Origin of the sequence: Bradyrhizobium sp. Pha-3 (assembly GCF_042258325.1) — a bacterium.
GTDB classification, from domain to species: Bacteria; Pseudomonadota; Alphaproteobacteria; order Rhizobiales; family Xanthobacteraceae; genus Bradyrhizobium; species Bradyrhizobium elkanii.
Genome location: NZ_CP170151.1, coordinates 2,777,014 through 2,796,731, shown reverse-complemented (window position 1 = coordinate 2,796,731; position 19,718 = coordinate 2,777,014). Strand labels below are relative to the sequence as shown.

Annotated in this window: 21 protein-coding genes and 1 tRNA gene; 10 read left to right on the top strand and 12 right to left on the bottom strand. The window is 64.1% G+C overall.

Annotated elements, in window-relative coordinates:
• The first annotated feature begins 5 nt into the window (after positions 1-5).
• The 3 genes from ACE10X_RS13075 to ACE10X_RS13065 all read left to right on the top strand — a co-directional run bounded on the left by ACE10X_RS13075 (position 6) and on the right by ACE10X_RS13065 (position 2,619).
• Entirely contained in the window at positions 6-827 is an 822-nt protein-coding gene (locus tag ACE10X_RS13075) for a hypothetical protein (protein ID WP_375764208.1), read from the top strand.
• A 99-nt stretch (positions 828-926) separates the two neighbouring features.
• Positions 927-1,076, top strand: coding sequence for a hypothetical protein (locus tag ACE10X_RS13070; RefSeq protein ID WP_375764207.1), 150 nt, complete (start codon positions 927-929; stop codon positions 1,074-1,076).
• Positions 1,077-1,314: 238 nt separating this feature from the next.
• On the top strand, positions 1,315-2,619 hold the full coding sequence (locus tag ACE10X_RS13065) for a hypothetical protein (protein WP_375764206.1): 1,305 nt from the start codon (positions 1,315-1,317) through the stop codon (positions 2,617-2,619).
• An 18-nt stretch (positions 2,620-2,637) separates the two neighbouring features.
• Here ACE10X_RS13065 and ACE10X_RS13060 read toward each other — a convergent pair.
• Positions 2,638-2,712, bottom strand: a tRNA-Gln gene (locus tag ACE10X_RS13060).
• A 219-nt stretch (positions 2,713-2,931) separates the two neighbouring features.
• On the opposite strand from ACE10X_RS13060, the gene ACE10X_RS13055 reads away from it, so the two are divergent.
• Positions 2,932-4,722 (top strand): acyl-CoA dehydrogenase, encoded by a 1,791-nt coding sequence (locus tag ACE10X_RS13055; protein WP_038386467.1) that lies wholly within the window; start codon positions 2,932-2,934, stop codon positions 4,720-4,722.
• A gap of 271 nt (positions 4,723-4,993) precedes the next feature.
• Here the strand turns inward: ACE10X_RS13055 and ACE10X_RS13050 are convergent, their stop codons facing one another.
• Both ACE10X_RS13050 and rpsU read right to left on the bottom strand, forming a co-directional pair.
• The gene (locus ACE10X_RS13050) at positions 4,994-5,233 is read right to left on the bottom strand and encodes a hypothetical protein (RefSeq protein WP_157788048.1); all 240 of its coding nucleotides are present in this window, start codon (positions 5,231-5,233) and stop codon (positions 4,994-4,996) included.
• Positions 5,234-5,269: 36 nt separating this feature from the next.
• Positions 5,270-5,566, bottom strand: a complete 297-nt coding sequence (gene rpsU, locus ACE10X_RS13045) for a 30S ribosomal protein S21 (RefSeq protein ID WP_038386470.1) — start codon at positions 5,564-5,566, stop codon at positions 5,270-5,272.
• A gap of 490 nt (positions 5,567-6,056) precedes the next feature.
• Here rpsU and ACE10X_RS13040 point away from each other — a divergent pair, with 490 nt between their 5' ends.
• A complete protein-coding gene (locus ACE10X_RS13040; RefSeq protein ID WP_038386471.1) occupies positions 6,057-6,290 on the top strand; it encodes a DUF6894 family protein in 234 nt (77 codons plus the stop codon).
• A gap of 21 nt (positions 6,291-6,311) precedes the next feature.
• Here ACE10X_RS13040 and ACE10X_RS13035 read toward each other — a convergent pair whose 3' ends face one another.
• From ACE10X_RS13035 to ACE10X_RS13020, 4 genes are all read right to left on the bottom strand, one after another.
• Complete coding sequence (locus ACE10X_RS13035) at positions 6,312-6,551, bottom strand: DUF6894 family protein (RefSeq protein ID WP_016844536.1); 240 nt, start codon at positions 6,549-6,551, stop codon at positions 6,312-6,314.
• Between the two features lie 191 nt (positions 6,552-6,742).
• Positions 6,743-6,991, bottom strand: a complete 249-nt coding sequence (locus ACE10X_RS13030) for a hypothetical protein (RefSeq protein ID WP_304556558.1) — start codon at positions 6,989-6,991, stop codon at positions 6,743-6,745.
• Between the two features lie 104 nt (positions 6,992-7,095).
• Entirely contained in the window at positions 7,096-7,305 is a 210-nt protein-coding gene (locus ACE10X_RS13025) for a cold-shock protein (RefSeq protein WP_038386472.1), read from the bottom strand.
• 289 nt (positions 7,306-7,594) lie between these two features.
• A complete protein-coding gene (locus ACE10X_RS13020) occupies positions 7,595-8,587 on the bottom strand; it encodes a LysR family transcriptional regulator (RefSeq protein WP_038386473.1) in 993 nt (330 codons plus the stop codon).
• A gap of 143 nt (positions 8,588-8,730) precedes the next feature.
• Here ACE10X_RS13020 and ACE10X_RS13015 point away from each other — a divergent pair, with 143 nt between their 5' ends.
• Positions 8,731-9,117, top strand: a complete 387-nt coding sequence (locus ACE10X_RS13015; RefSeq protein ID WP_038386474.1) for a DUF1330 domain-containing protein — start codon at positions 8,731-8,733, stop codon at positions 9,115-9,117.
• A 43-nt stretch (positions 9,118-9,160) separates the two neighbouring features.
• Here the strand turns inward: ACE10X_RS13015 and ACE10X_RS13010 are convergent, their stop codons facing one another.
• The gene (locus ACE10X_RS13010) at positions 9,161-10,231 is read right to left on the bottom strand and encodes a lytic transglycosylase domain-containing protein (RefSeq protein WP_051003120.1); all 1,071 of its coding nucleotides are present in this window, start codon (positions 10,229-10,231) and stop codon (positions 9,161-9,163) included.
• Positions 10,232-10,306: 75 nt separating this feature from the next.
• Positions 10,307-10,999, bottom strand: coding sequence for a VOC family protein (locus tag ACE10X_RS13005; protein WP_038386475.1), 693 nt, complete (start codon positions 10,997-10,999; stop codon positions 10,307-10,309).
• A 140-nt stretch (positions 11,000-11,139) separates the two neighbouring features.
• Here ACE10X_RS13005 and ACE10X_RS13000 point away from each other — a divergent pair, with 140 nt between their 5' ends.
• A complete protein-coding gene (locus tag ACE10X_RS13000) occupies positions 11,140-11,703 on the top strand; it encodes a DinB family protein (protein WP_038386476.1) in 564 nt (187 codons plus the stop codon).
• Between the two features lie 114 nt (positions 11,704-11,817).
• A complete protein-coding gene (locus ACE10X_RS12995; RefSeq protein ID WP_038386477.1) occupies positions 11,818-12,546 on the top strand; it encodes an alpha/beta fold hydrolase in 729 nt (242 codons plus the stop codon).
• 248 nt (positions 12,547-12,794) lie between these two features.
• On the opposite strand, the gene paoC is transcribed toward ACE10X_RS12995, so the two are convergent.
• From paoC to paoA, 3 genes are read right to left on the bottom strand one after another with little or no spacing between them, the layout of a single operon-like run.
• The gene (gene paoC, locus ACE10X_RS12990) at positions 12,795-15,002 is read right to left on the bottom strand and encodes an aldehyde oxidoreductase molybdenum-binding subunit PaoC (RefSeq protein WP_038386478.1); all 2,208 of its coding nucleotides are present in this window, start codon (positions 15,000-15,002) and stop codon (positions 12,795-12,797) included.
• A gap of 30 nt (positions 15,003-15,032) precedes the next feature.
• On the bottom strand, positions 15,033-15,983 hold the full coding sequence (locus tag ACE10X_RS12985) for a xanthine dehydrogenase family protein subunit M (RefSeq protein ID WP_038386479.1): 951 nt from the start codon (positions 15,981-15,983) through the stop codon (positions 15,033-15,035).
• Complete coding sequence (gene paoA, locus ACE10X_RS12980; RefSeq protein WP_038386480.1) at positions 15,980-16,621, bottom strand: aldehyde dehydrogenase iron-sulfur subunit PaoA; 642 nt, start codon at positions 16,619-16,621, stop codon at positions 15,980-15,982. Before paoA ends, ACE10X_RS12985 begins: the two co-directional genes overlap by 4 nt.
• A gap of 399 nt (positions 16,622-17,020) precedes the next feature.
• Between paoA and ACE10X_RS12975 the strand changes: the two genes are divergently transcribed.
• Together ACE10X_RS12975 and ACE10X_RS12970 are read left to right on the top strand one after the other, a co-directional pair.
• Positions 17,021-17,782 (top strand): crotonase/enoyl-CoA hydratase family protein, encoded by a 762-nt coding sequence (locus ACE10X_RS12975; RefSeq protein ID WP_038386481.1) that lies wholly within the window; start codon positions 17,021-17,023, stop codon positions 17,780-17,782.
• A 61-nt stretch (positions 17,783-17,843) separates the two neighbouring features.
• Positions 17,844-19,514, top strand: a complete 1,671-nt coding sequence (locus tag ACE10X_RS12970) for a bifunctional UDP-sugar hydrolase/5'-nucleotidase (protein WP_304556562.1) — start codon at positions 17,844-17,846, stop codon at positions 19,512-19,514.
• The last annotated feature ends 204 nt before the right edge of the window (positions 19,515-19,718 follow it).

The window sequence follows — 19,718 nt, the reverse complement described above, 5'->3', positions numbered from 1 at the left end:
ATCACATGCAACCCGCTGTTATCTCAATTGCGCGCGAACCGACGCGTGTAGCGCGGCGTTCGCCCACCAAAGCGACTTCGCCCGCCCCAATCATTGTCCCCGCGCCAATCACGGTACGATATCCTGAAGCGATCTTCGGCAAGCTGCCGGCCGGGTTTGTGCTCAGAGACCAGCACATCAGCATACTGGTCCACTGGCATCGGAAGGCAATGCGAGCTGTCAACGACCTTCCTGCTAATTGCAGCGAAGCTGAAATGACAGCCGCGATGGCGGTCGCCAACGAGATCTTCGACGCCATCAAGCGGGCGCGTACAACAAGCTCGGGTATGGTCGCGGCTCAGATGCTGGCCATCGTCGAGCGATTCCAGTTTATGGACAACGACGACTCCATAGAGGAAGAACTGAACATCCGGGAGTTCAAGTGCCTCGCTGAAGCGCTCGTTAGCGCGACCGCTATGCCGCCGGTCACGAAGCGAGTTGGATCACTGCACCGCGGCCGCAACCTCACGCGCGCCGGCTTGCTGCACCGTTACCACGCCTTCCTGATCGGCGAGATACAGACCTTGAGCCTCGCCCTTTATGGCTCTCGGGAATACGCGATGTTGATGCAGCCGCTAGACGATGCGGTGAACGTCCGGGTTCGCGCAGGGTTCAAGAACGGAAAGTACAATCCCAAGGCTCGCCGTATCTGCCGGTTTCCCTTCTTTGATGAGAGCACGATTTCGGCCCGAGCCAAGGCCGTTCTAGGCAGCTTGAAGATCGACACTAAGCATGCGGACGAGTTGGCCGATAGAGCCAAGGCTGCTCGATCCAGAAGCGCACGGTAAATTCCGATGTCAGCACACCCCACCACTGACATCGGGATGGCGGGCGCGATGGTCCCTGCCCCAGGATCATCGCGTCCGTCCCCTGCGCCTCAGGACCCCATGAACCTGAAGCTGGACCTGCTCGTTCATTCGCTCACGGAAGCGAGGGAGGAAAGCTTTGCGCATTGGCGAGCGACCCGGCGGCTGATCTTGTTCGCCACGATCGTCTCAATCGTGGTGCCAGTGATTTTGGTCGGGTTGTTGCAATGAGCCGGCGCCCCGCAGCGATACCGGCCGGATCATGGCCCCGGCGCATGCCGGTGGACTTGGCGGCTGGGTATTGCGGGGAACCGACGGCCGAGGCCTTCCTTAAGCGCGTCGGCAAGGAGTATCCTTTGCCCAGGGTGAAGGATGGGCGCAGGCAGCTATGGCTGAGGGACGATCTGGACGCGGCAATTCTGCCGTCGGAAGTGCTCCCGGTAACCGACATCGCCGCGGATTTGTGAACGTGGAGCTCCCTCGCCACGTTATCCCGAAGAAATTGGCGTCCGGAAAGACGGCCTTCTACTACAACGTCCCGACGCGCTATCGGAAGATAGGCTGCCCGGTGCCGAACGAACCGCTGGGCACCGACTATGCGAAAGCGTGCGGCGAAGGCGGTCGAGCCGCAACCCTGAACGGCCTGTTCGATGAATGGATGGATGTCCGGAAGGGACTCCCGGTATCGAGCGAGGCCGCACCGCGCATCGGCACGATCGATTGGCTCTTCCGAGAATACAGACAGAGCCGCGCCTACCTCGAAAAGGTCAAGCCGCGGTCGCGCCGGAACTACGAATGGAATATGCGCGAAATCTGCGACACCCTGACCAAGCGCGCCGATCGCGTCGGCGGTCGGCCGATCAAGTCGGTAACGCCGCTGGGTGCGGACAAGCTGTACGATGCATTCGTGAAGGGCGGGAAAGGCAACCGGCTGCGTACCGCTGAAAAGCTCGTCGTGCTGTGCCGCAAGGCATGGCGCGTCGTCCACCGCATCCACCCCGCCGAGTTTCCGTCCGACATCCCGAATCCTTGGCTGGGCGTCACGATGGCAACCAGGGTCAAGCTGGTGAAGCACGCCGTCACGCGAGAGCAGGTCTACAAGTTCGCTCATGGCTGCGTGGAGCGCGGAGAACCGGAGTGCGGCGCCGCCGCCGTGATCTGCTTCGAGTGGCTGCAGCGCCCGGAGAACGTGGTCGCCGGTCATATCAAATGGACGGGCTACCGAGCCGGACCAAAACCGACGATCAGGATCGAGCACCACAAGACCGGTGCCGTGATCGATCACCCGCTAGAAGAGCGTCTTCCGTCCGGCGAGGTCATCAAATTCTATGAGGACGCCGAACTCGTGCTGGCCAAGCTGGCGCGGCGCGGCGTGCCAATGATCTTGCGGGAGATCGTCCCCAAGCGCCGCAGCCCGGAGGAGGACGACAAGACCGCTTCAAAGCCCTACTCGTTCTCCGGCATGCAGAAGATCGTCCAACGCATGAGGAAGGAGATCGGCCTGCCAAAGGAGTTCACCCTGGACGCCTGCCGGCACGGCGGTATGACCGAGCTCGAGGAGGCGGAACTGACCGAGGGACAGGGCCGTGCACTGTCGGCCCACCGCACCCGGGAGAGCTATGCCGGGTATGCCAAGCGGACGGAGGCCCGCATGCTGTCGGCGACGCGGAAGCGCCACGCGCACATGCTGGCGAACCAAACGGCAACAGATGTTCAGAATGCGACGGCGGACGGCGTTCAGAATACAGAACAAGAACCATCGAAAACCGCCTGATAAATCAAAGCGATAGGATGGCTGGGGCGGGAGGGATCGAACCTCCGAATGGCGGAATCAAAATCCGCTGCCTTACCGCTTGGCTACGCCCCAACGCGCCGATCGAAGGCCACGTCGGTCTATAGGGTGAGTCCCGCCATTTCAACAGGGCGGCGATCGAAAAGGCACGAAAGCCGCAGGTTGATGACGGTACTCTTCTTATAAGACGCCGCCGCGGTGGCCGAAACAGACCGTGCGATGTCCGTTCGGACTGTTGAGAGGCCGCCGGTTTCATGGGATGACAATTTCAAACGCCTCGTCGGGAGTAACGCCATGACCTACCGTGCACCGATCAACGATATCCTGCTGTCCCTCAATCACGGTGCGGGGCTCGCTGCCGCCGTGGAGGCCGGCCACTACGGCGATTTCGACGGCGACATCACCGCTGCGGTGCTGGAAGAAGCCGGCAAGTTCGCCTCCGATGTGCTGGCGCCGCTGAATCGTGTCGGCGACGAGCACGGCATCAAGCTCGACAACGGCAAGGTGACGACCGCGCCGGGCTGGCCCGACGCCTATCAGCGCTGGATCGCCGCGGGCTGGAACGCGGTGTCGGGGCCGGAAGCGTTCGGCGGCCAGGGTCTGCCGCTCGCGGTCAACGCCGCCTGCACCGAGATCTGGAGCGCATCGAACGTCGCCTTCGGCCTCTGCCCGCTGCTGACGCTATCGGCGATCGAGGCGCTCGATGCCCATGGCAGCGCCGAGCTGAAGAAGATCTATCTCGAGAAGCTGGTCACCGGCGAGTGGACCGGCACGATGCAGCTCACCGAGCCCAATGCCGGCTCCGACGTCGGCGCGCTGCGCACCCGGGCCGAACGCGCTGATGCCGGCACCTATCGCATCAAGGGCACCAAGATCTTCATCACCTATGGCGAGCACGACATGACCGACAACATCGTGCATTTCGTGCTCGCACGATTGCCCGATGCGCCCTCGGGCACCAAGGGAATCTCGCTGTTCCTGGTTCCGAAATTCCTGGTCAATGCCGACGGCTCGCTCGGCGAGCGCAACGATATCCATGCCAGCGGCGTCGAGCACAAGCTCGGCATGCACGCCTCGCCGACCTGCACCATGACGATGGGCGATAAGGGTGGCGCGATCGGTTATCTGATCGGCGAGGAAAACCAGGGCATGCGCTGCATGTTCACGATGATGAACCAGGCTCGCCTCGGCGTCGGCCTCGAAGGCGTCGGCATTGCCGACCGCGCCTATCAGCAGGCGCTGGCCTATGCGCAGGAGCGTCGGCAAGGGAAAGCTATCGGCAAGGCTATCGGCCACAAGAGCGACGGGATGGATCCGATCATCGTGCATCCCGACGTCAAGCGCATGCTGATGCAGATGCGCAGCATGACGGCGGCGGCGCGCACGATCTGCTACGCCACCGCGGTCGCGCTCGACGTTTCGGTGCGCGCCAAGGACACCAAGGTGCGCGCCGAGGCCGCGGCGCGCGGCGCGCTGCTGACCCCGATCGCCAAGGCCTTCTCCACCGACATCGGCAACGAGGTCGCCTATCTCGGCGTGCAGGTCCATGGCGGCATGGGCTTCATCGAGGAGACCGGCGCCGCGCAGCATTATCGCGATGCCCGCATCACCTCGATCTACGAGGGGACCAACGGCATCCAGTCGATCGACCTCGTCACCCGCAAGCTCGGCGCCAATGGCGGCGCCTCGGTGTGGGCGCTGCTCGACGAGCTCGCTGCCGTCATCAAGCAGGTCGAGACCTCCAACGATCCAGCGTTCGGCACCACGGGCGCCAAGCTGCGCGACGCGCACGCCGCGCTGGAGCGCACCAGCAAATGGCTGCTCGAGCGCCTCGCCTCGGCGCCGAACGAGGCACTCGCCGGCGCAACGCCCTATCTGCGCCTGTTCGCCGCAACGCTCGGCGGCTGCATGCTTGCCGGCGAAGCGCTGGCCGCCAAGGCGAACGGCGAAGCCGAGCCGCAGCGCTACGTCGCACTGGCGCGCTTCTTCGCCGAGAACATCGCCGTGCAGGCGCCGTCGCTGGAAAAGACCGTGACCGAAAGCGCCGAGGCGGTGACCGGCGCGGATGCGGTGCTGGCGGGGTAAGATACTTTCCACCGTCATTACGAGGTGAGAGGACCCAAAGCGCTGTGCTCGCCAAGGGTCCTCCTCGCTCGTTTGATGCACACGACGTGCCTCATCACAACTGTCATCCCAGCGAAAGCAGGGAACCCATAACCACAGCCTTCCGTTGTGAAACGAACTGTGGCTCCAGCTTTGCAAACCAATCGGCATTTGTGGTTATGGGTCCCGGATCGCGCTTCGCTTGCCCGGGACGACATCGAGTTTTGCGTCTACCGCCGAATCATACGTTTTGTCAGCGGTCCGCGCGAAAGGCGCGAAACTCCTCGGGGCCGTCGAGCAAGTCACGCTTGCGGGCGGCCTGATCGAACTGGCTGGCGGCATGATCCGCCATTGCGTTAATGGCCGTGCCGGCCAGGTTTTGCGCACGTCGCCGCCGGTCGTCGTGCCTCGATCGAACATCCCGCCGACGACAGAATTCATCGGAGATACGTTCCTGGAGGCATTCGTTGCCTCGAAAAGGTCGCCGCGTCATTTTGCATGCTCCCGTCCAACAGGAATGTGGTACGGATTAACTCTCCGGTGAGCCACTTGTTCGCGATGGCGACTGCATTGCTGGCGAGAATTTTGGCGCCGATACCTTGGGTTTCCTCGGCGGAGCCGCAATCAATCCGTCCCGTATCGCCTGCTTGCGCGCAAGCTTACGTGCTCGCCGCACGGCCTCGGCTTTCTCTCGAATCCTTTTTTCCGACGGCTTTTCGAACGATCGCCGGCGCTTCATCTCCCTGAAGACGCCCTCGCGCTGCAACCTCTTCTTCAGAACTCGCAGCGCCTGGTCGATGTTGTTGTCCCTGACAAGAACTTGCAACGGATCTCCTCTCTTGCGGTACAACGCACATTGAATGAATACGAATGCCCGCTCCATCAATGACAGAGCGGGCCGCACTGCCATTCCAGTACATCCGTGAAACGGCAGCCGATCAACAACATGACGAAAAGCTCAGCCGCAGTGCTGCAAGCACGCGCCCTCCCTTTCATCCGACGATGTCTTTGGAAAAGGGTCCCGCTGGGACCGATCTGCAAGGCTCAAGGCCAGTCGATACCATACAAGTATATACTTATCTCAGCGATGCAAGCTGCAATTGCAATGCCGATACTCGTCTCTGACGGTTCCATTCGGGATCGTAGCCGGAGGGGACAACGGCTGGCCCGCGCGAACGCGCGAACAGTTCCCTCGATCAATATCCATTGTTGAGTAGCAAGTTCTGACCATCTGACGCAGAGTGCGGCGCTGCCGGATGTTGGAGCGCCGGCACTCGAGAGCCCGGGCAGCTCCCATCACAAAAAGGGAGCCGCAAATGGCAACCCGCTTTTATTTCGATATTCGCAACGGCGAGGAACTCTATGCCGACAGACAGGGCATCGAGCTACGCGACGAGGAAACTGCCGCGCACGAAGCGATGCAGTCATTGCTCAGCATAGCCAAGGACAACCCGCCTTTGGATAAGCAAAGGCTGCTGGCGTTCGAGGTCCGCACGGACGAAGGGCCATTGTTTCAGGTCAGTCTCAGTCTGGGCATAACGAGGTGCTAGGGCGTCGCCGCGCAACCAAACTCAGGAATTCGAGCGGCGAATGCGCCATGCAATCCGCACTTCAAGCACGGGCCCGTCGTCGTCCCGGACTTCGATCGCAATCTGATCGAAATTGTGACCGCGAACGGAATCGCGAACCATGTCGGCCAAAGCACGCGCGGCTTCTTCTTGAACCGCCGCGAGATCGGACAGCACCAGACCTTCCTCGTCGAGGGCCAAGCCGCAACCGTCACGGAGATCGAAATAGTACTTCATCGCCATGATAATATGGCCCGGCTCTCGATCGTTCCTGCCGACCCTGCGAAATGTGGCGACGAAGTTCGATGCAGACGGCGGGAGTCGCCCTGGAGAGGCATGACCAGTCCACGCCGCTTCCCATAGCGATCCCAGCGCGGCGGTCGAAAAACAGGGCAGCTTCAGCGACGTGATCGAGGACGTGGGGAGTGCGCAGCTCAGCGCACGATGCGCTTGATCCGTTTGGTCCTCTTGGCAGCCGGCGCTGATGGCGCCGGGCCGGCTTGAGCGGCCGCTTCGGCGTCGCGTGCTTCGCGGAGAGCCCGCAGACGCTCCATGTTCTTGCGCACGGCGATCGCATCGCGCTCGACCTCAGCGATTGCCTGCGCACCGGCCTCGGCGGCAAGCCGCTGGCGCTGGGCCTTGGCCAGGCGCCCAGCGGAAAGTTCTTCCGGCTTCTTGGCCATGAACGAATGAGCCTTTTGAAAAGCAGTGAAGCCCGCTCAACCCGTCAGGGAATCGAGCGGGCCGCAACTGTCATCCCAGTACATCCGTGGAATGACAGATTGGCTCAGGCCAGCCGAAGATCTTCGGCGCTGGTCTTGCCACGCATCTTGTCGCTCTTGAGTTCGAACGACAGCTTCTGGCCCTCGGCGAGACCGCCAAGTCCGGCCCGCTCGACAGCGCTGATGTGAACGAATACATCCTGGCTGCCGTCATCGGGCTGAATGAAACCGAAGCCCTTCTGGCCGTTGAACCACTTCACAGTACCTGTAGGCATTTGTCTTCTCCAAAGCGGACGCACGTGAATTCGCGCCTGGTTCCGCATCATCCTTCAACCGACGATGTTCTTTGGAAAAGGGCCGCTTTGACCATTCAACAAGGCACAACGGCAAATCGAACACTGCAAGCATACACACTTAATCCGCTAGGGCAAGCTCAGAAGCGCGTCGATCTGGTGAGCGGAGTTGCACCGAGCTGTCGTTCCGATAAACCGAACCATGTTTCGCGTCCGGGCTTGCGCCGTCGGGGAACTCAGTGATTGATGACGCGGGCGCAAATCGCAACATTCAACCACCCGGACTTTTCGCCTTGCGTGGAACTCGCTTGGCGCGGGACCGAACGCTTGCTTTTGCTACAGCCGGCTCCGTAGGGCGCGTGATCGGAAACGTCTTCCGCATATGCGCTGCCAGCATTGCACAGTAGTCGGTCGCGAAACGAGGCAACGGACGCCGCTTGTCCCATGAGATGGTCAAGGGCTCCTGCAACACACGGCGCCTGTGCGTGAGACCGACAATTCTTAGTTCGTAGCGCCAGCACTGAAGCTGGGAGGGAACGATCGCGATGCCGTGCCCCGCCTCGGCGAGTGCCAGCAAGGTGTGCGGACTGCGACTCTCGAACATGATCTTCGGTTTCAGCCCCGCCATACGACTTGCTGCATCGAAAGCACGCCGAAATCCGAACCCGCTGTCCAGCAGCAGCAACGGAAGTTCGGCGAGGTCAGCGATCTCGATCGTGCGACGGGGACCAAGTGGCATCGACGGATGGCAAGCAGCCAGTAACTGCACCGATCCAAGCGGAAGACTGCCGAAGTGCTGTTCGTTCAGTCTGACGGCGTGCAGCAAATTTTGGCCGAGATGAACTTCCCCGCGTTCGAGCATCGCCAATATTTCGCTGCCCGTCCCCTCCCTGATCCTGATCTCGACCCTGGGATATCGCTCCGCGTAGCGGTGGAGGAATTCTGACAGCACGCTCTCGATGTGTTGCGGCGAACCGGCGATCCTCAGGACCCCGGTATCTCCTTGACGGAGCAGCTGAGCCTGCTCCTTCAGCGAATTGACGCTGTTGAGCAGCAGACGGCAGCCCGCAATCAACTGCTCGCCTTCGCCAGTCAACAGAAGCCGGCGTCCGACGCGGTCGAAGAGCTGCAAGCCGAGCTCCCGTTCGAGACCGATGATTTGCCTGGACAAGGCCGGTTGGGCGACACGCAACCGCAATGCGGCCTTTGAAACGGTGCCGAGCTCGGCCACCGTCAGGAACGTGAGGGCCTGTTGGAGGTTCATGCCCGCTTATACCATTCGAGCATAAGACTTGAGAAAATATATGTATTGGACGTATTTCGAAGCCTCCTGGAAAGTCCTGTCAGGCTGCGGCTTGCGGCACCGGCACGGCAGCGGAGGAAGCTCCCATGAATTCTGGAGGCAAGATGGCTCTGGTCATGTTGGGTTGTACCGCGATCGGCGCTCTTGGCAGCGAAGCACTGCATGGCGAAGCCAGGCCGCCCGCCTATTTGATCGGCCAAATCGAGGTGACCGATCCCGATGGTTATGCCAGGGACTATCTCGCGAAAGCGAAGGAGATCATCAAGGCACATGGCGGCAAGCTGATCGCGGCTGCAGGCGCGGCGGCAACCGGTTCGCAGGTCGTTGCCGTCGATGGAGATCCACCCAAGCGCGTCGTCATCTATATGTATCCGAGCATGGAGGCGCTTTGGGCCTGGCGATACGATCCAGCCTACGTGCAGGTTCGGGCCGTCGGCGAGAAATACGCCACGTACCACACATTTGCGGTCGAGGGCTCTGTCGCCAATTAGCCCTCATCACGCCGTCGATCGCGGCGACCTCAACGTGTGCCACCTAATTCCGAAACACCAGGCAGCGCCCGCCGACTGCCTCTAATCGGGCGCACAGCTGGTTAGCCCGCTCACGGCTCGTCTCGGCGACCCGGAGCAGATACCAGGTGGCCGAGCCTGGCCCGGCCATGCGCGATCTCAGAACGAGCGGTGCGCGATCGCCGAGCACGGATGCAAATCGTTTCTGAAGTTGCTGGTAGTCGGCGAGGACCCTGGATTGCGACGGGCCGCCGGCCAATTGAAGTCCCCATGGTCCCCACGCAGCTTGCTGTGCGATTGTCGCGGACTCTCTTGGGCCCGCGGGAAGCGCCCGAACGAGCATGCCGCGCACGATGTCAGCGCAGGCCATGGCCGCGTCGGTGTGGACTCGATCCTCGAGCGAACCCTGCGCCCATTCCTCGGCGGACTTGCCGGTGATGATCCTGACATAGGCGCGTGTTTCGCCGGGCAGGTTTCCACGTCCCGCCAACCAATCCTGAACGCGCCGCGGACCACCATTGTAGGCAGCCGCTGCAAGGCCGAGACTGCCGAACTGCGCGCGCAGCTCGCCGAGCCAGCGCGCGGATTCCTGCAAGGCAGGCAATGGCTCGAACGGGTCGGCCAGACCGCGCCATCGCGCGGTACCGGGCATGAACTGGGCGATCCCCTGGGCACCGGCCGAACTGACCGAGTTGGGATCGAAATTGCTTTCCTGCCAGATCAGCCGGACGAAGAAATCCGGCGGCAAGCCGTTCTCCAATGCAGCCTCCTCCAACGCCTTGCAGTATTGCTGCGGGCCATCGGGCTTTGGACGCAAAGGTGTCGGCGCCGGCGACGGAACGGATGACGATTGCTGATCGGACGCCGACGGATCGGCCTCAGCGTTGCGCACTCCGGCGTCGGTAACCGGACGAGACGTTTCGGTTTGCGATGTTTCTGTCTGCGCCGGCTCTGCGCGCTGCGCGGCGGGCGTCACCGCTGGATCGCCGAGAGGTTGGGCGCTTGCGACGGGGACAAGCAGCAGCAGGCAAGCCGAGCCGATAACCGCTGGCAAAATCGATCGATGAACCCGCCGCGGCCTGAAAATCGACTGCATAAAGCGATCATCAAATTGGATGCATTCGCCGAATCATATCATCGGCGCCGACCGGGCGGCCAGAAAATTTGCTGCCTAGCGGTTGGACAGGCTTCCAACGATCGATGCGCGACGAGACAGTTCGATCCAGTTGCCATCGGGATCGAGGATCATGGAGATCCGTGCGACCTCGCCGAGCGTCACCGGCGCAAGGCCTTCCCGCACGCCCTTGGCGCGCAGCTCGTCATGCACGGCGTCGATGTCGGCGACCTGCAGCGTGATGTAGCGCCAGCCGCGCGCCTGTCGGATCGGATCGAGCGTTGCGGCAGCATCTTCCTTGAGCAGGATCAGGCTGTCGCCGAGGCGGAACGCCGGACCGCCCGACCATGATTGCTCGGTGAAGCCGAGGATGTCGCCGTAGAACCTGCGATGCGCGACGAGGTCGCGCACCGCCATCGCGACGGCGATCTGGGTGATGCCGTCGTGTCCGGGCGCAACCAGGCAAACCCGGTTGCCGTCGGGATCGCGCATGCGTTGCGGCGCTTCGACGCCCGCGCGCGCAATGATCAGTTCGCGATAGCCGCTCGGCGCCGCATCCGGCAGCGGCTCGACATGATGGTTGAGCTTGATGACCGAACCGTGCGCGTCGTGCCGGTATTGCTTCTGCCCGCGGCGGATCGGCTGCACGTGATCGAAGCGAAGTCCGGCATCCTGTTGCCAGAACCGCAGCATCGGCTCGAGATCGTTGGAGGACAGGCCGACGTCGATCACGTTCTTTGCCAGTTGCATCTGCCGCCGCCCTCGGATGAAGTGCACCACGATGGATTAGCTATGCGAGGATCAAGTCACCAACGCAAGCACCACGAACACTGTCGCGGATCGGCCAGCCGCCGCGACCGCCTGAAACAGTCAATCCAGTGAGGACCGATATGCAAGCAGGCCTCGTTCAGACTTTTCGCGCTTTTGCGTACAATAACGCCTGGGCCAATCATCGCCTGCTCACGGCCTGCGCCGGTCTCAGCCAGGCGGAGTTCGCCGCGGCGCGGACCGGGTTCTTCCCGAGCCTGCAGGCGACGCTGAACCACATTCATGTCATCGACCTGTTTTATATCGACGCGCTCGAAGGTGGCTGGCTCGGCCCGAAGGCGTGGGCGAACGAGGTGCCCTACCCGTCAGTGGCGCAGCTGAAAGACGCCCAGCGCGCGATCGATCAGCGGCTGATCGTGCACTGCGATGTGCTGACGCCTGAACGGCTCGAGGACATCGTGAAGGTCAATCGCGACACCTCGGTGCAGACCGAGCGACGCGACCGCCTCTTGATGCATCTGTTTCAGCACCAGATCCATCATCGCGGCCAGGCCCATGCGATGCTGTCGGAGACCACAGTCAAGCCGCCGCAGCTCGACGAATTCTTCGCCGCCGGCGAAGCTCCGCTCCGGGCAGCCGAGTTCAGGGATCTCGGCTGGAGCGAAGCCACCGTGTGGGGCGGCTGAAGGCGAGGTTCCGCCCGCGATCGGGGGTTGTGGAACGGTTCCCGGTCCGGAACGAGGTCTTGAATCCGGGCGCCGCCACGCTCACCTGTCGGTGAAACATGGGGAACTCTATCAATGCCATTCGCCAATCACCGGGGCCAGCGCATCCATTACACCGTCGAGGGGTCCGGGCCGCTGATCGTGCTGCAGCACGGTCTCCTGCTCGACGCCGCGAGCTGGAAGCAATGCGGCGTGGTCGACGCGCTTGCCGATCGCTTTCGTGTCGTTTGCGTCGATTCGCTCGGACATGGCCTGAGCGACAAGCCCGCCGATCCGGCGCTCTATAATCAGGCGCAGCGCGCCGGCGACATCGTCGCCGTGATCGACGATCTCGGCGGCGAGCGCGCCCATGTGGTGGGACACTCGATGGGCGGCTGGGTCGCGGTCGGTGTCGCCCGGTTTTTCCCGGCGCGGCTGGCCTCGCTGGCGATCGGCGGCTGGGACTTTCTCACCGGACTGCCGCGCGGCAATGCCGGCCCGCTGACCTATGGCGCCTTCATCACCTTTGCCCGCCGCACCGTGCCGGAGCTCGCCGAATGGGTGACGCCGGATCTCGAAGGCGGCGTGCGCGCCTGCTTCAATGCGCTCGGCCAGGTCGACGGCGCCAAGGACGCCGTGCTGTCATCGCGCGTGCCGGTGCTGCTGTGGAACGGGCAGGACGACGGACCGCACGCGCCGATGCAGCGCTTCGCCGCTGAGAACGGCCTCGATGCGATGTCGGTGCCCGGCGATCACCTCGGCGCACTGTTTCAGCACGGCGCCGCGATCGGCCGGGGCATCGGCTCGTTCGTCGGGCGCGGCTAGAGCGTTTAGGTCGAACAGCGCCCCCGACTCCGCTGTGCTCCTTCTCCCCGTTCTTCACGGGGAGAGGGTTGGGGTGAGGGGCCGTCTCCGCATATCCGGTGATAGTTGTCTTTATGGAGACTCCCCCTCACCCGAAACGCATCTAGCGATGCGTCATAGCTGAAGCTCTGCTTCAGCGTTCTTGAGAACGGCCGCCAACGGCGGCCTATGCCTCTCCCCGCACACGGGGTGAGGTGAAGCATGCCGCGCTAGACCGGCTCCGGCATCCCTGCGAGCAGCTTGTCGAGCGTGATCGGATAGTCGCGCACGCGAACGCCGGTCGCGTTGTGGACCGCGTTGGCGACCGCGGCGGCAACGCCGCAGATGCCGAGTTCGGCGACGCCCTTGGCCTTCATCGGCGATGAGATCGGATCGGTCTCGTCGAGAAAGATCATCTCCTGATGCGGGATGTCGGCATGCACCGGCACCTCATAGGCAGCGAGGTCGTGATTGATGAACAGGCCGTGACGCTTGTCGACCACGAGGTCCTCCATCAGCGCCGCGCCGACACCCATGGTCATCGCGCCGATCACCTGGCTGCGCGCCGCCTTCGGATTGAGGATGCGGCCCGCCGCGCAAACCGCAAGCATCCGCCGCACCCGGATTTCCGCCGTGTCGACATCGACGCCGACCTCGACGAAATGCGCGCCGAAGGTCGACTGCTGGTAGGTTTTGGCGAGATCGCCATACTCGATGGCATCTTCCGCCACGAGGTCGCCGCCGCCGGCGGCCTGCGCCAGCGGCACGCTGCGATTGCCGGAGCGGACCACGCCGTCGGCAAACACCGCTTCCTCGGAATTGAAGCCGAGCTTCTGCGCAATGGCCTCGCGCAGCTTGGTGCAGGCGGCGTAGACACCGGCGGTGGAATTGTTGCCGCCCCACTGCCCGCCCGAGCCGCAAGACACCGGAAAGTCGGAATCGCCGAGCCGCACCGCGACCTTCTCGAGCGGCACGCCCATCATCTCGGCGGCGGTCTGCGCGATGATGGTGTAGGAGCCGGTGCCGATGTCGGTCATGTCGGTCTCGACAGTCACGATGCCCTTCTGGTCGAGACGAACGCGGGCCGCCGATTTGGTCACGAGATTGTTGCGGAAGGCCGCGGCGACGCCCATTCCGACCAGCCAGCGTCCGTCGCGGACCGCGCCGGGTTTCGGGTTGCGCTTGTCCCAGCCGAACCGCGCCGCGCCATCGCTCAGGCACTGCACCAATTGCCGCTGCGAAAAGTGCCGCTCCGGATGCTCGGGGTCGACCTGGGTGTCGTTGCTGATGCGCAACACGACCGGGTCGATGCCGAGCTTGTCGGCGAGCTCGTCGATCGCGATCTCGAGCGCCATCATGCCGGAGGCTTCTCCGGGCGCGCGCATCGCATTGCCCTCCGGCAGATCGAGCGCCGCAAGCCGCGTCGCCGTCATCCGGCTGGCACCGGCATACAGCAGACGCGTCTGGCTCACCGCCATCTCGGGCTCGCCGTCCTTGACGTTGCCGGACCAGCTCTCGTGGCCGATCGCGGTGATCTTGCCGTCGCGCTCGGCGCCGATGCGGATGCGCTGGATCGTCGCCGGACGGTGCGTCGTGTTGTTGAACATCAGCGGACGTTGCAGCGCGACCTTGACCGGCCGGCCGGCCGCGCGGGCGCCGAGCGCGGCGAGCAGCACCTCGGCGCGCAGGAACAGCTTGCCGCCGAAGCCGCCGCCGATATAGGGCGACACCAGACGGACATTCTCCTTGGGAATGCCAAGCGTCTTCGCCATGTCCTCGGCGCCCCAGGCGATCATCTGGTTGGAGGTCCAGACCGTGAGCTTGTCGCCGTCCCAGGCCGCGATCGAAGCGTGCGGCTCCATCATCGCGTGGCCCTGATCGGGCGTGGTGTAGGTGGCATCGAGCTGCACGGGCGCAGCAGCGAAGGCGGAGGCGAAATCGCCGACGGCGGTGTCGGCCGGGCCGCCGAATGACGGGTGCGGCGTGATGCCCTTGTCCCGCTCCGCGGCAAGATCGAACTTGCCGTCGCCCTTGACGTAGTCGATCCGGACCAGTTGCGCCGCGGCCCGCGCCTGCTCGAAGGTCCCGGCGACGACGATCGCGACGGCCTGGTGATAATGCGCGATCTCGGGCCCGCCGAGCAGCGGTGCCGCATTGCGCTCGCCCTTGCCAAGCTTGCCGGCATTGTCCGATGTGACGATGGCGAGCACGCCCGGTGCAGCCTTCGCCGCCTCGAGATCGATCGAACCGATCCGCCCTTTGCCGATCGCCGAACCGACCACGTAGCCATAGGCCTGGTTGGCGGCGACGTCATGCCGCTCATAGGCGTAAGGCGCGGTGCCGGTGGTCTTGAGCGGCCCCTCGATCCGGCTGGTCGGGTGGCCGATCACCTTGAGCTGGTCGATCGGATTGAAGGTGGCGGGATGTTCAAAACGCATGATGTCAGGCCCTCATCTTAAGCCTTCGTTTCAAGCTCTGGCCTCGCGCAGCACCGCCGCCAGCGTTCGCTCGGCGAGCGGCAGCTTGTACGCATTGTCCTTGGTCGGCTTCGCATCGGCGAAGAGGCGCGCGGTGACGGCCTTGGCGCCAGCAGGCAATTCCGCCTCCGCCGCCTCGACGCGCCACGGCTTGTGCGCCACGCCGCCGAGCGCGACGCGGCCGGTGCCGTCGCGCTGCACGATCGCCGCAACCGAGACCAGCGCAAAGGCATAAGAGGCGCGGTCGCGCACCTTGCGATAGGCCTGCGCGCCGCCGACCGGTTTCGGCAGCACCACCGCGGTGATCAGCTCGCCTGGCTCCAGGCTGGTTTCGATCTCGGGGCTGTCGCCGGGCAGACGATGCAGCTCGGCGATCGGGATGCTGCGCGTCGTGCCGTTGGGCCGCACCGTCTCCACGGTCGCGTCGAGCGCGCGCATCGCCACCGCCATGTCGCTCGGATGGGTCGCGATGCAGGCGTCGCTCACACCGACCACCGCATGCTGGCGGCTGAAGCCGCCGATCGCGGCGCAGCCGCTGCCGGGCTTGCGCTTGTTGCAGGGCAGATTGGTGTCGTAGAAATAAGGACAGCGCGTCCGCTGCAGCAGATTGCCGGCGGTGGTCGCCTTGTTGCGGAGCTGCCCGGAAGCGCCGGCGAGCAGCGCGCGCGACAGCACGCCATAGTCGCGCCGCACGCGAATATCGGCGGCAAGATCAGTGTTGCGCACCAGCGCGCCGATCCGCAAGCCGCCGTCCGCGGTCTCCTCGATGCGGTCGAGCGCCAGGTCGTTGACGTCGATCAGATGCGCCGGCGTCTCGATCTCGAGCTTCATCAGGTCGAGCAGATTGGTGCCGCCGGCGATGAACTTGGCGTTCGCGGTGCGGGCGGCGGCTGCGGCGGCCGCGCCCGGCGAGGCGGCGCGTTCATAGCTGAATGATCTCATGCGCTCCTCCCGGCGACCTCGCTGATCGCCTCGGCGATGTTGGAATAGGCGCCGCAGCGGCAGATGTTGCCGCTCATGCGCTCGCGGAGCTCGGCATTGGTCAGTCGCACCGGCGCAATCAGATCCGCCGTGACATGGCTCGGGATGCCGGCCTTGACCTCGGCAAGCACGGCGACCGCCGAGCAGATCTGGCCGGGCGTGCAATAGCCGCATTGATAGCCGTCATGCTCGACGAACGCCGCCTGTAGCGGATGCAGCCCGTCCGGCGTGCCGAGGCCCTCGATCGTCGTGATCTCGTCGCCCTGATGCATCACGGCGAGCGTCAGGCAGGAATTGATCCGCCGGCCGTCGACGATCACCGTGCAGGCGCCGCATTGGCCGTGGTCGCAGCCCTTCTTGGTGCCGGTCAGATGCAGGTGCTCGCGCAGGGCATCGAGCAGCGTGGTCCTGGTGTCGAGCTCGAGCTGGTGGGTTTCGCCGTTCACGTCAAAGGATACTCTCGTCATCACGGGCGCTCCGATCGGGGCAGATTGGGCGGCCGCAGGCGGAGGCGTCGCGATCGACGACGCCGCAAGCGAGGCGGCTCCAACAATCAACAGATGGCGCCGCGATAGTTCCAAACGTCCGGAGATCTGCATGCCGCTGCTCTCCTCAAGTCAGCCGGACGCGGAACCACGACAACGACGTGTCGAGGTCTGCTCGGCCTGTCAGCAAAGGGGGGAATGCCGCGAACAGCGGAATGTTTCTCGCGGGGAAGTTAAACTCGTCGCGAGCGCCACGGCCGCTCCTGGGAGGCAGCAGCGCCATCAGGCGCGGGCGGCCTGCGCGGCAGCATCGCCGTACAGGTCCGGCCTACGACCAACGTCTCCTGCCCGGTATCGCGAAATTCCGGTTAGCTGCATTGCGCCGTCCTCATGCTCGCCCACGGGGAAAAGCGGCCCGGAACACGCTGGAGCTCTTGGGGCTTGCACCGGATCATGTAGGATGGCGCTACGACCTCCACCGGCGACGATGCCGGCCGACCCTGGGACCGCTCGATGACCGCGCATGTCATAGTGACCGACGAAGCCGCCACGCGCGTGATCCGGCTGCGCAGGCCCGAGAAGAAGAACGCGATCACCCAGGAGATGTTTCGCGCGATCAGCGACGCGATCGACAAGGCGCAGAACAATCCGAAGATCCGCTGCCTGATCATCACCGGCGGCTCCGGCGTGTTCACCGCGGGCAACGACATCGAGGACCTGCTCGCGCAGGGCACCTCGACCGGCGAGCCGCCGCCGGCCTCCGACCTCGTCAAGTTCCTGTATTCGCTGGCCCACAATGTGAAGCCGATCATCGCCGCCGTCGACGGCGTCGCGATGGGCATCGGCACCACCATGCTGTTTCACTGTGACTATGTGCTCGCCAGCAAGACTGCACTGTTCTCGACGCCGTTCTCCAATTTCGGCCTGGTGCCGGAAGGCGCCTCAAGCCTGTTGATGCCGCGCATGATGGGCCACCAGCGCGCCTTCGCGATGCTGGTGATCGGCCGCACCATGTCGGCCGACGACGCCCGCGTCGCCGGCTTCGTCAACACCGTGGTGGCGCCGGGGCATGCCGAGGTGGAGGCGCACAAGGTGGCGCGCGAGATCTGCGCGCTGCCGGCCGAGGCGGTGGCGATCTCGCGGCGCCTGATCCGACTGCCGCCGGAGGACGTCACCCGCCGCATCGAGCAGGAGAACCATCTGTTCAGCGAACGGATGCGCTCCAAGGAAGCAGTCGAGGCGTTCAAGGCATTCATGGCTCGCCCGAAGGATTGAAACGAAGCGTCGCAAAATTGTAGTGGCGCGGCGCCATGATCCCGTGCTCCATGGACAGGTCATGAGACAGCCCCGCCTTTCCCCTCTCGCCGCGCTCTGCGCGTTCGGACTGGCCGCAGCAAGCCCTTGCCTGGCGCCGGCCGCGGAGCCGGTGGGCCTGCGCATTCTCGCGATCAACGATTTCCACGGCTATCTGCGGCCGCCGCCGGGCGGCATCCGCATCACCGACCCCACTGACGCGACCAAAAAGATCATGGAGCCCGCCGGCGGCGCCGAGCGGATGGCCACCGTCGTCAAGCAACTGCGCGAAGGACACAAGAACAACATCTTCGTTGCGGCCGGCGACCTGATCGGCGCGAGCCCGTTCCTGTCGGCGATGTTTCACGACGAGCCGACCATCGAGTCGCTCTCGCTGATGGGGCTTGCGATTTCCTCGGTCGGCAATCACGAATTCGACGAGGGCAAGGACGAGCTGCTGCGGATGCAGAATGGCGGCTGCCATCCGATCGGCCAATGCCAGGGGCCGCACCCGTTCACAGGGGCCAAATTCCGCTATCTCGCCGCCTCTGCGATCGACAAGGCGACCGGCAAGCCGGTGTTTCCGCCCTACGAGATCAAGCAGTTCGACGGCATTCCAGTGGCCTTCATCGGGCTGACGCTGAAGAACACCCCGAACCTGGTGTCGCCGGCCGGCGTCGCGAGCCTCGATTTCCGCGATGAGGCCGAGACCGTCAATGCGCTGGTCCCCGAGCTGAAAGCGAAGGGCGTCGAGGCGATCGTGGTGCTGATCCACGAAGGCGGCTTTCCGACCGGCGACTATAACGAATGTCCCGGCATCTCCGGACCGATCGTCGACATCGTCAAGAAGTTCGATCGCGCGGTCGACGTCGTGATCTCCGGCCACACCCACCAGGCCTATGTCTGCGAGATCGACGGACGGCTCGTCACCTCCGGCGACAAATACGGCACCCTGGTCACCGCGATCGATCTTCAGCTCGATCCGAACAGCCATGACGTGATCAGCGCCAGGGCCGCCAACACCATCGTGCGGATCGCCGGCACCGCCAAGGATCCCGAGCAGAGCGCGCTGCTGGAATCCTACGACCGGCTCGCCGCGCCGATCGCGAGCCGCGCGGCAGGCTCGGTCACCGAAACGCTGTCGCGTACGCCCGCCGAGACCGGCGAAAGCGTGCTCGGCGATATCGTCGCCGACGCACAGCTGCTTGCAACCAGCGCTGAGCCGAATGGCGGCGCGGTGATCGCCTTCACCAATCCCGGCGGCGTACGCACCGACATCGTCAAGCGTGAGGACGGCGCGGTGACCTATGCCGATATTTTCGCAAGCCAGCCGTTCCGCAACCAGCTCGTGACGATGACGCTGACCGGCAAGCAGCTCAAGGACGCGCTGGAGCAGCAATGGGCCGATCCGAAGCGGCCGCGCGCCCTCCAGGTCTCGAAGGGGTTCTCCTATGCGTGGGATGCGAGCAAGGGCGATGGCGCGCGCATCATCGCCGCACGGATGTCGCTCGACGGCAAACCGATCGACCCGGCCGCGAGTTACCGCGTCACCGTGAACAATTATCTCGCCGAGGGCGGCGACGGCTTCACGGTGTTCAAGCAAGGAACCGCGCAGCAGTTCGGCATCTACGACGTCGATGCGCTCTATGCCTACTTCAAGGCCAACAGCCCGGTGGGCCCGACGGCAGGCAAGCGGATCGAGCGGATCAATTGAGCGAGGTCTAGGGGTGGCGTACGCAGCCCCTCGCGTCGTTGCACGCGGAGCGGAGCAATCCATTGTCTCCGAGCATGCGGCAGCATGGATTGCTTCGCTCTGCTCGCAATGACGCGGAAAACACCCCGGCTTTGAAAGGACGGGAACAGAGATGATGTCGGCCCTTTCCGGAACGCCGCTAACGGCCTAGATTAGGGCCTGCTC

Coding starts and splice junctions, on each gene's coding strand:
- ACE10X_RS13075 (WP_375764208.1), top strand. CDS start 6: ATGCAACCCGCTGTTATCTCAATTGCGCGCGAACCGACGCGTGTAGCG.
- ACE10X_RS13070 (WP_375764207.1), top strand. CDS start 927: ATGAACCTGAAGCTGGACCTGCTCGTTCATTCGCTCACGGAAGCGAGG.
- ACE10X_RS13055 (WP_038386467.1), top strand. CDS start 2,932: ATGACCTACCGTGCACCGATCAACGATATCCTGCTGTCCCTCAATCAC.
- ACE10X_RS13050 (WP_157788048.1), bottom strand. CDS start 5,233: ATGACGCGGCGACCTTTTCGAGGCAACGAATGCCTCCAGGAACGTATC.
- ACE10X_RS13040 (WP_038386471.1), top strand. CDS start 6,057: ATGGCAACCCGCTTTTATTTCGATATTCGCAACGGCGAGGAACTCTAT.
- ACE10X_RS13035 (WP_016844536.1), bottom strand. CDS start 6,551: ATGGCGATGAAGTACTATTTCGATCTCCGTGACGGTTGCGGCTTGGCC.
- ACE10X_RS13030 (WP_304556558.1), bottom strand. CDS start 6,991: ATGGCCAAGAAGCCGGAAGAACTTTCCGCTGGGCGCCTGGCCAAGGCC.
- ACE10X_RS13025 (WP_038386472.1), bottom strand. CDS start 7,305: ATGCCTACAGGTACTGTGAAGTGGTTCAACGGCCAGAAGGGCTTCGGT.
- ACE10X_RS13020 (WP_038386473.1), bottom strand. CDS start 8,587: ATGAACCTCCAACAGGCCCTCACGTTCCTGACGGTGGCCGAGCTCGGC.
- ACE10X_RS13015 (WP_038386474.1), top strand. CDS start 8,731: ATGGCTCTGGTCATGTTGGGTTGTACCGCGATCGGCGCTCTTGGCAGC.
- ACE10X_RS13010 (WP_051003120.1), bottom strand. CDS start 10,231: ATGCAGTCGATTTTCAGGCCGCGGCGGGTTCATCGATCGATTTTGCCA.
- ACE10X_RS13005 (WP_038386475.1), bottom strand. CDS start 10,999: ATGCAACTGGCAAAGAACGTGATCGACGTCGGCCTGTCCTCCAACGAT.
- ACE10X_RS13000 (WP_038386476.1), top strand. CDS start 11,140: ATGCAAGCAGGCCTCGTTCAGACTTTTCGCGCTTTTGCGTACAATAAC.
- ACE10X_RS12995 (WP_038386477.1), top strand. CDS start 11,818: ATGCCATTCGCCAATCACCGGGGCCAGCGCATCCATTACACCGTCGAG.
- paoC (WP_038386478.1), bottom strand. CDS start 15,002: ATGCGTTTTGAACATCCCGCCACCTTCAATCCGATCGACCAGCTCAAG.
- ACE10X_RS12985 (WP_038386479.1), bottom strand. CDS start 15,983: ATGAGATCATTCAGCTATGAACGCGCCGCCTCGCCGGGCGCGGCCGCC.
- paoA (WP_038386480.1), bottom strand. CDS start 16,621: ATGCAGATCTCCGGACGTTTGGAACTATCGCGGCGCCATCTGTTGATT.
- ACE10X_RS12975 (WP_038386481.1), top strand. CDS start 17,021: ATGACCGCGCATGTCATAGTGACCGACGAAGCCGCCACGCGCGTGATC.
- ACE10X_RS12970 (WP_304556562.1), top strand. CDS start 17,844: ATGAGACAGCCCCGCCTTTCCCCTCTCGCCGCGCTCTGCGCGTTCGGA.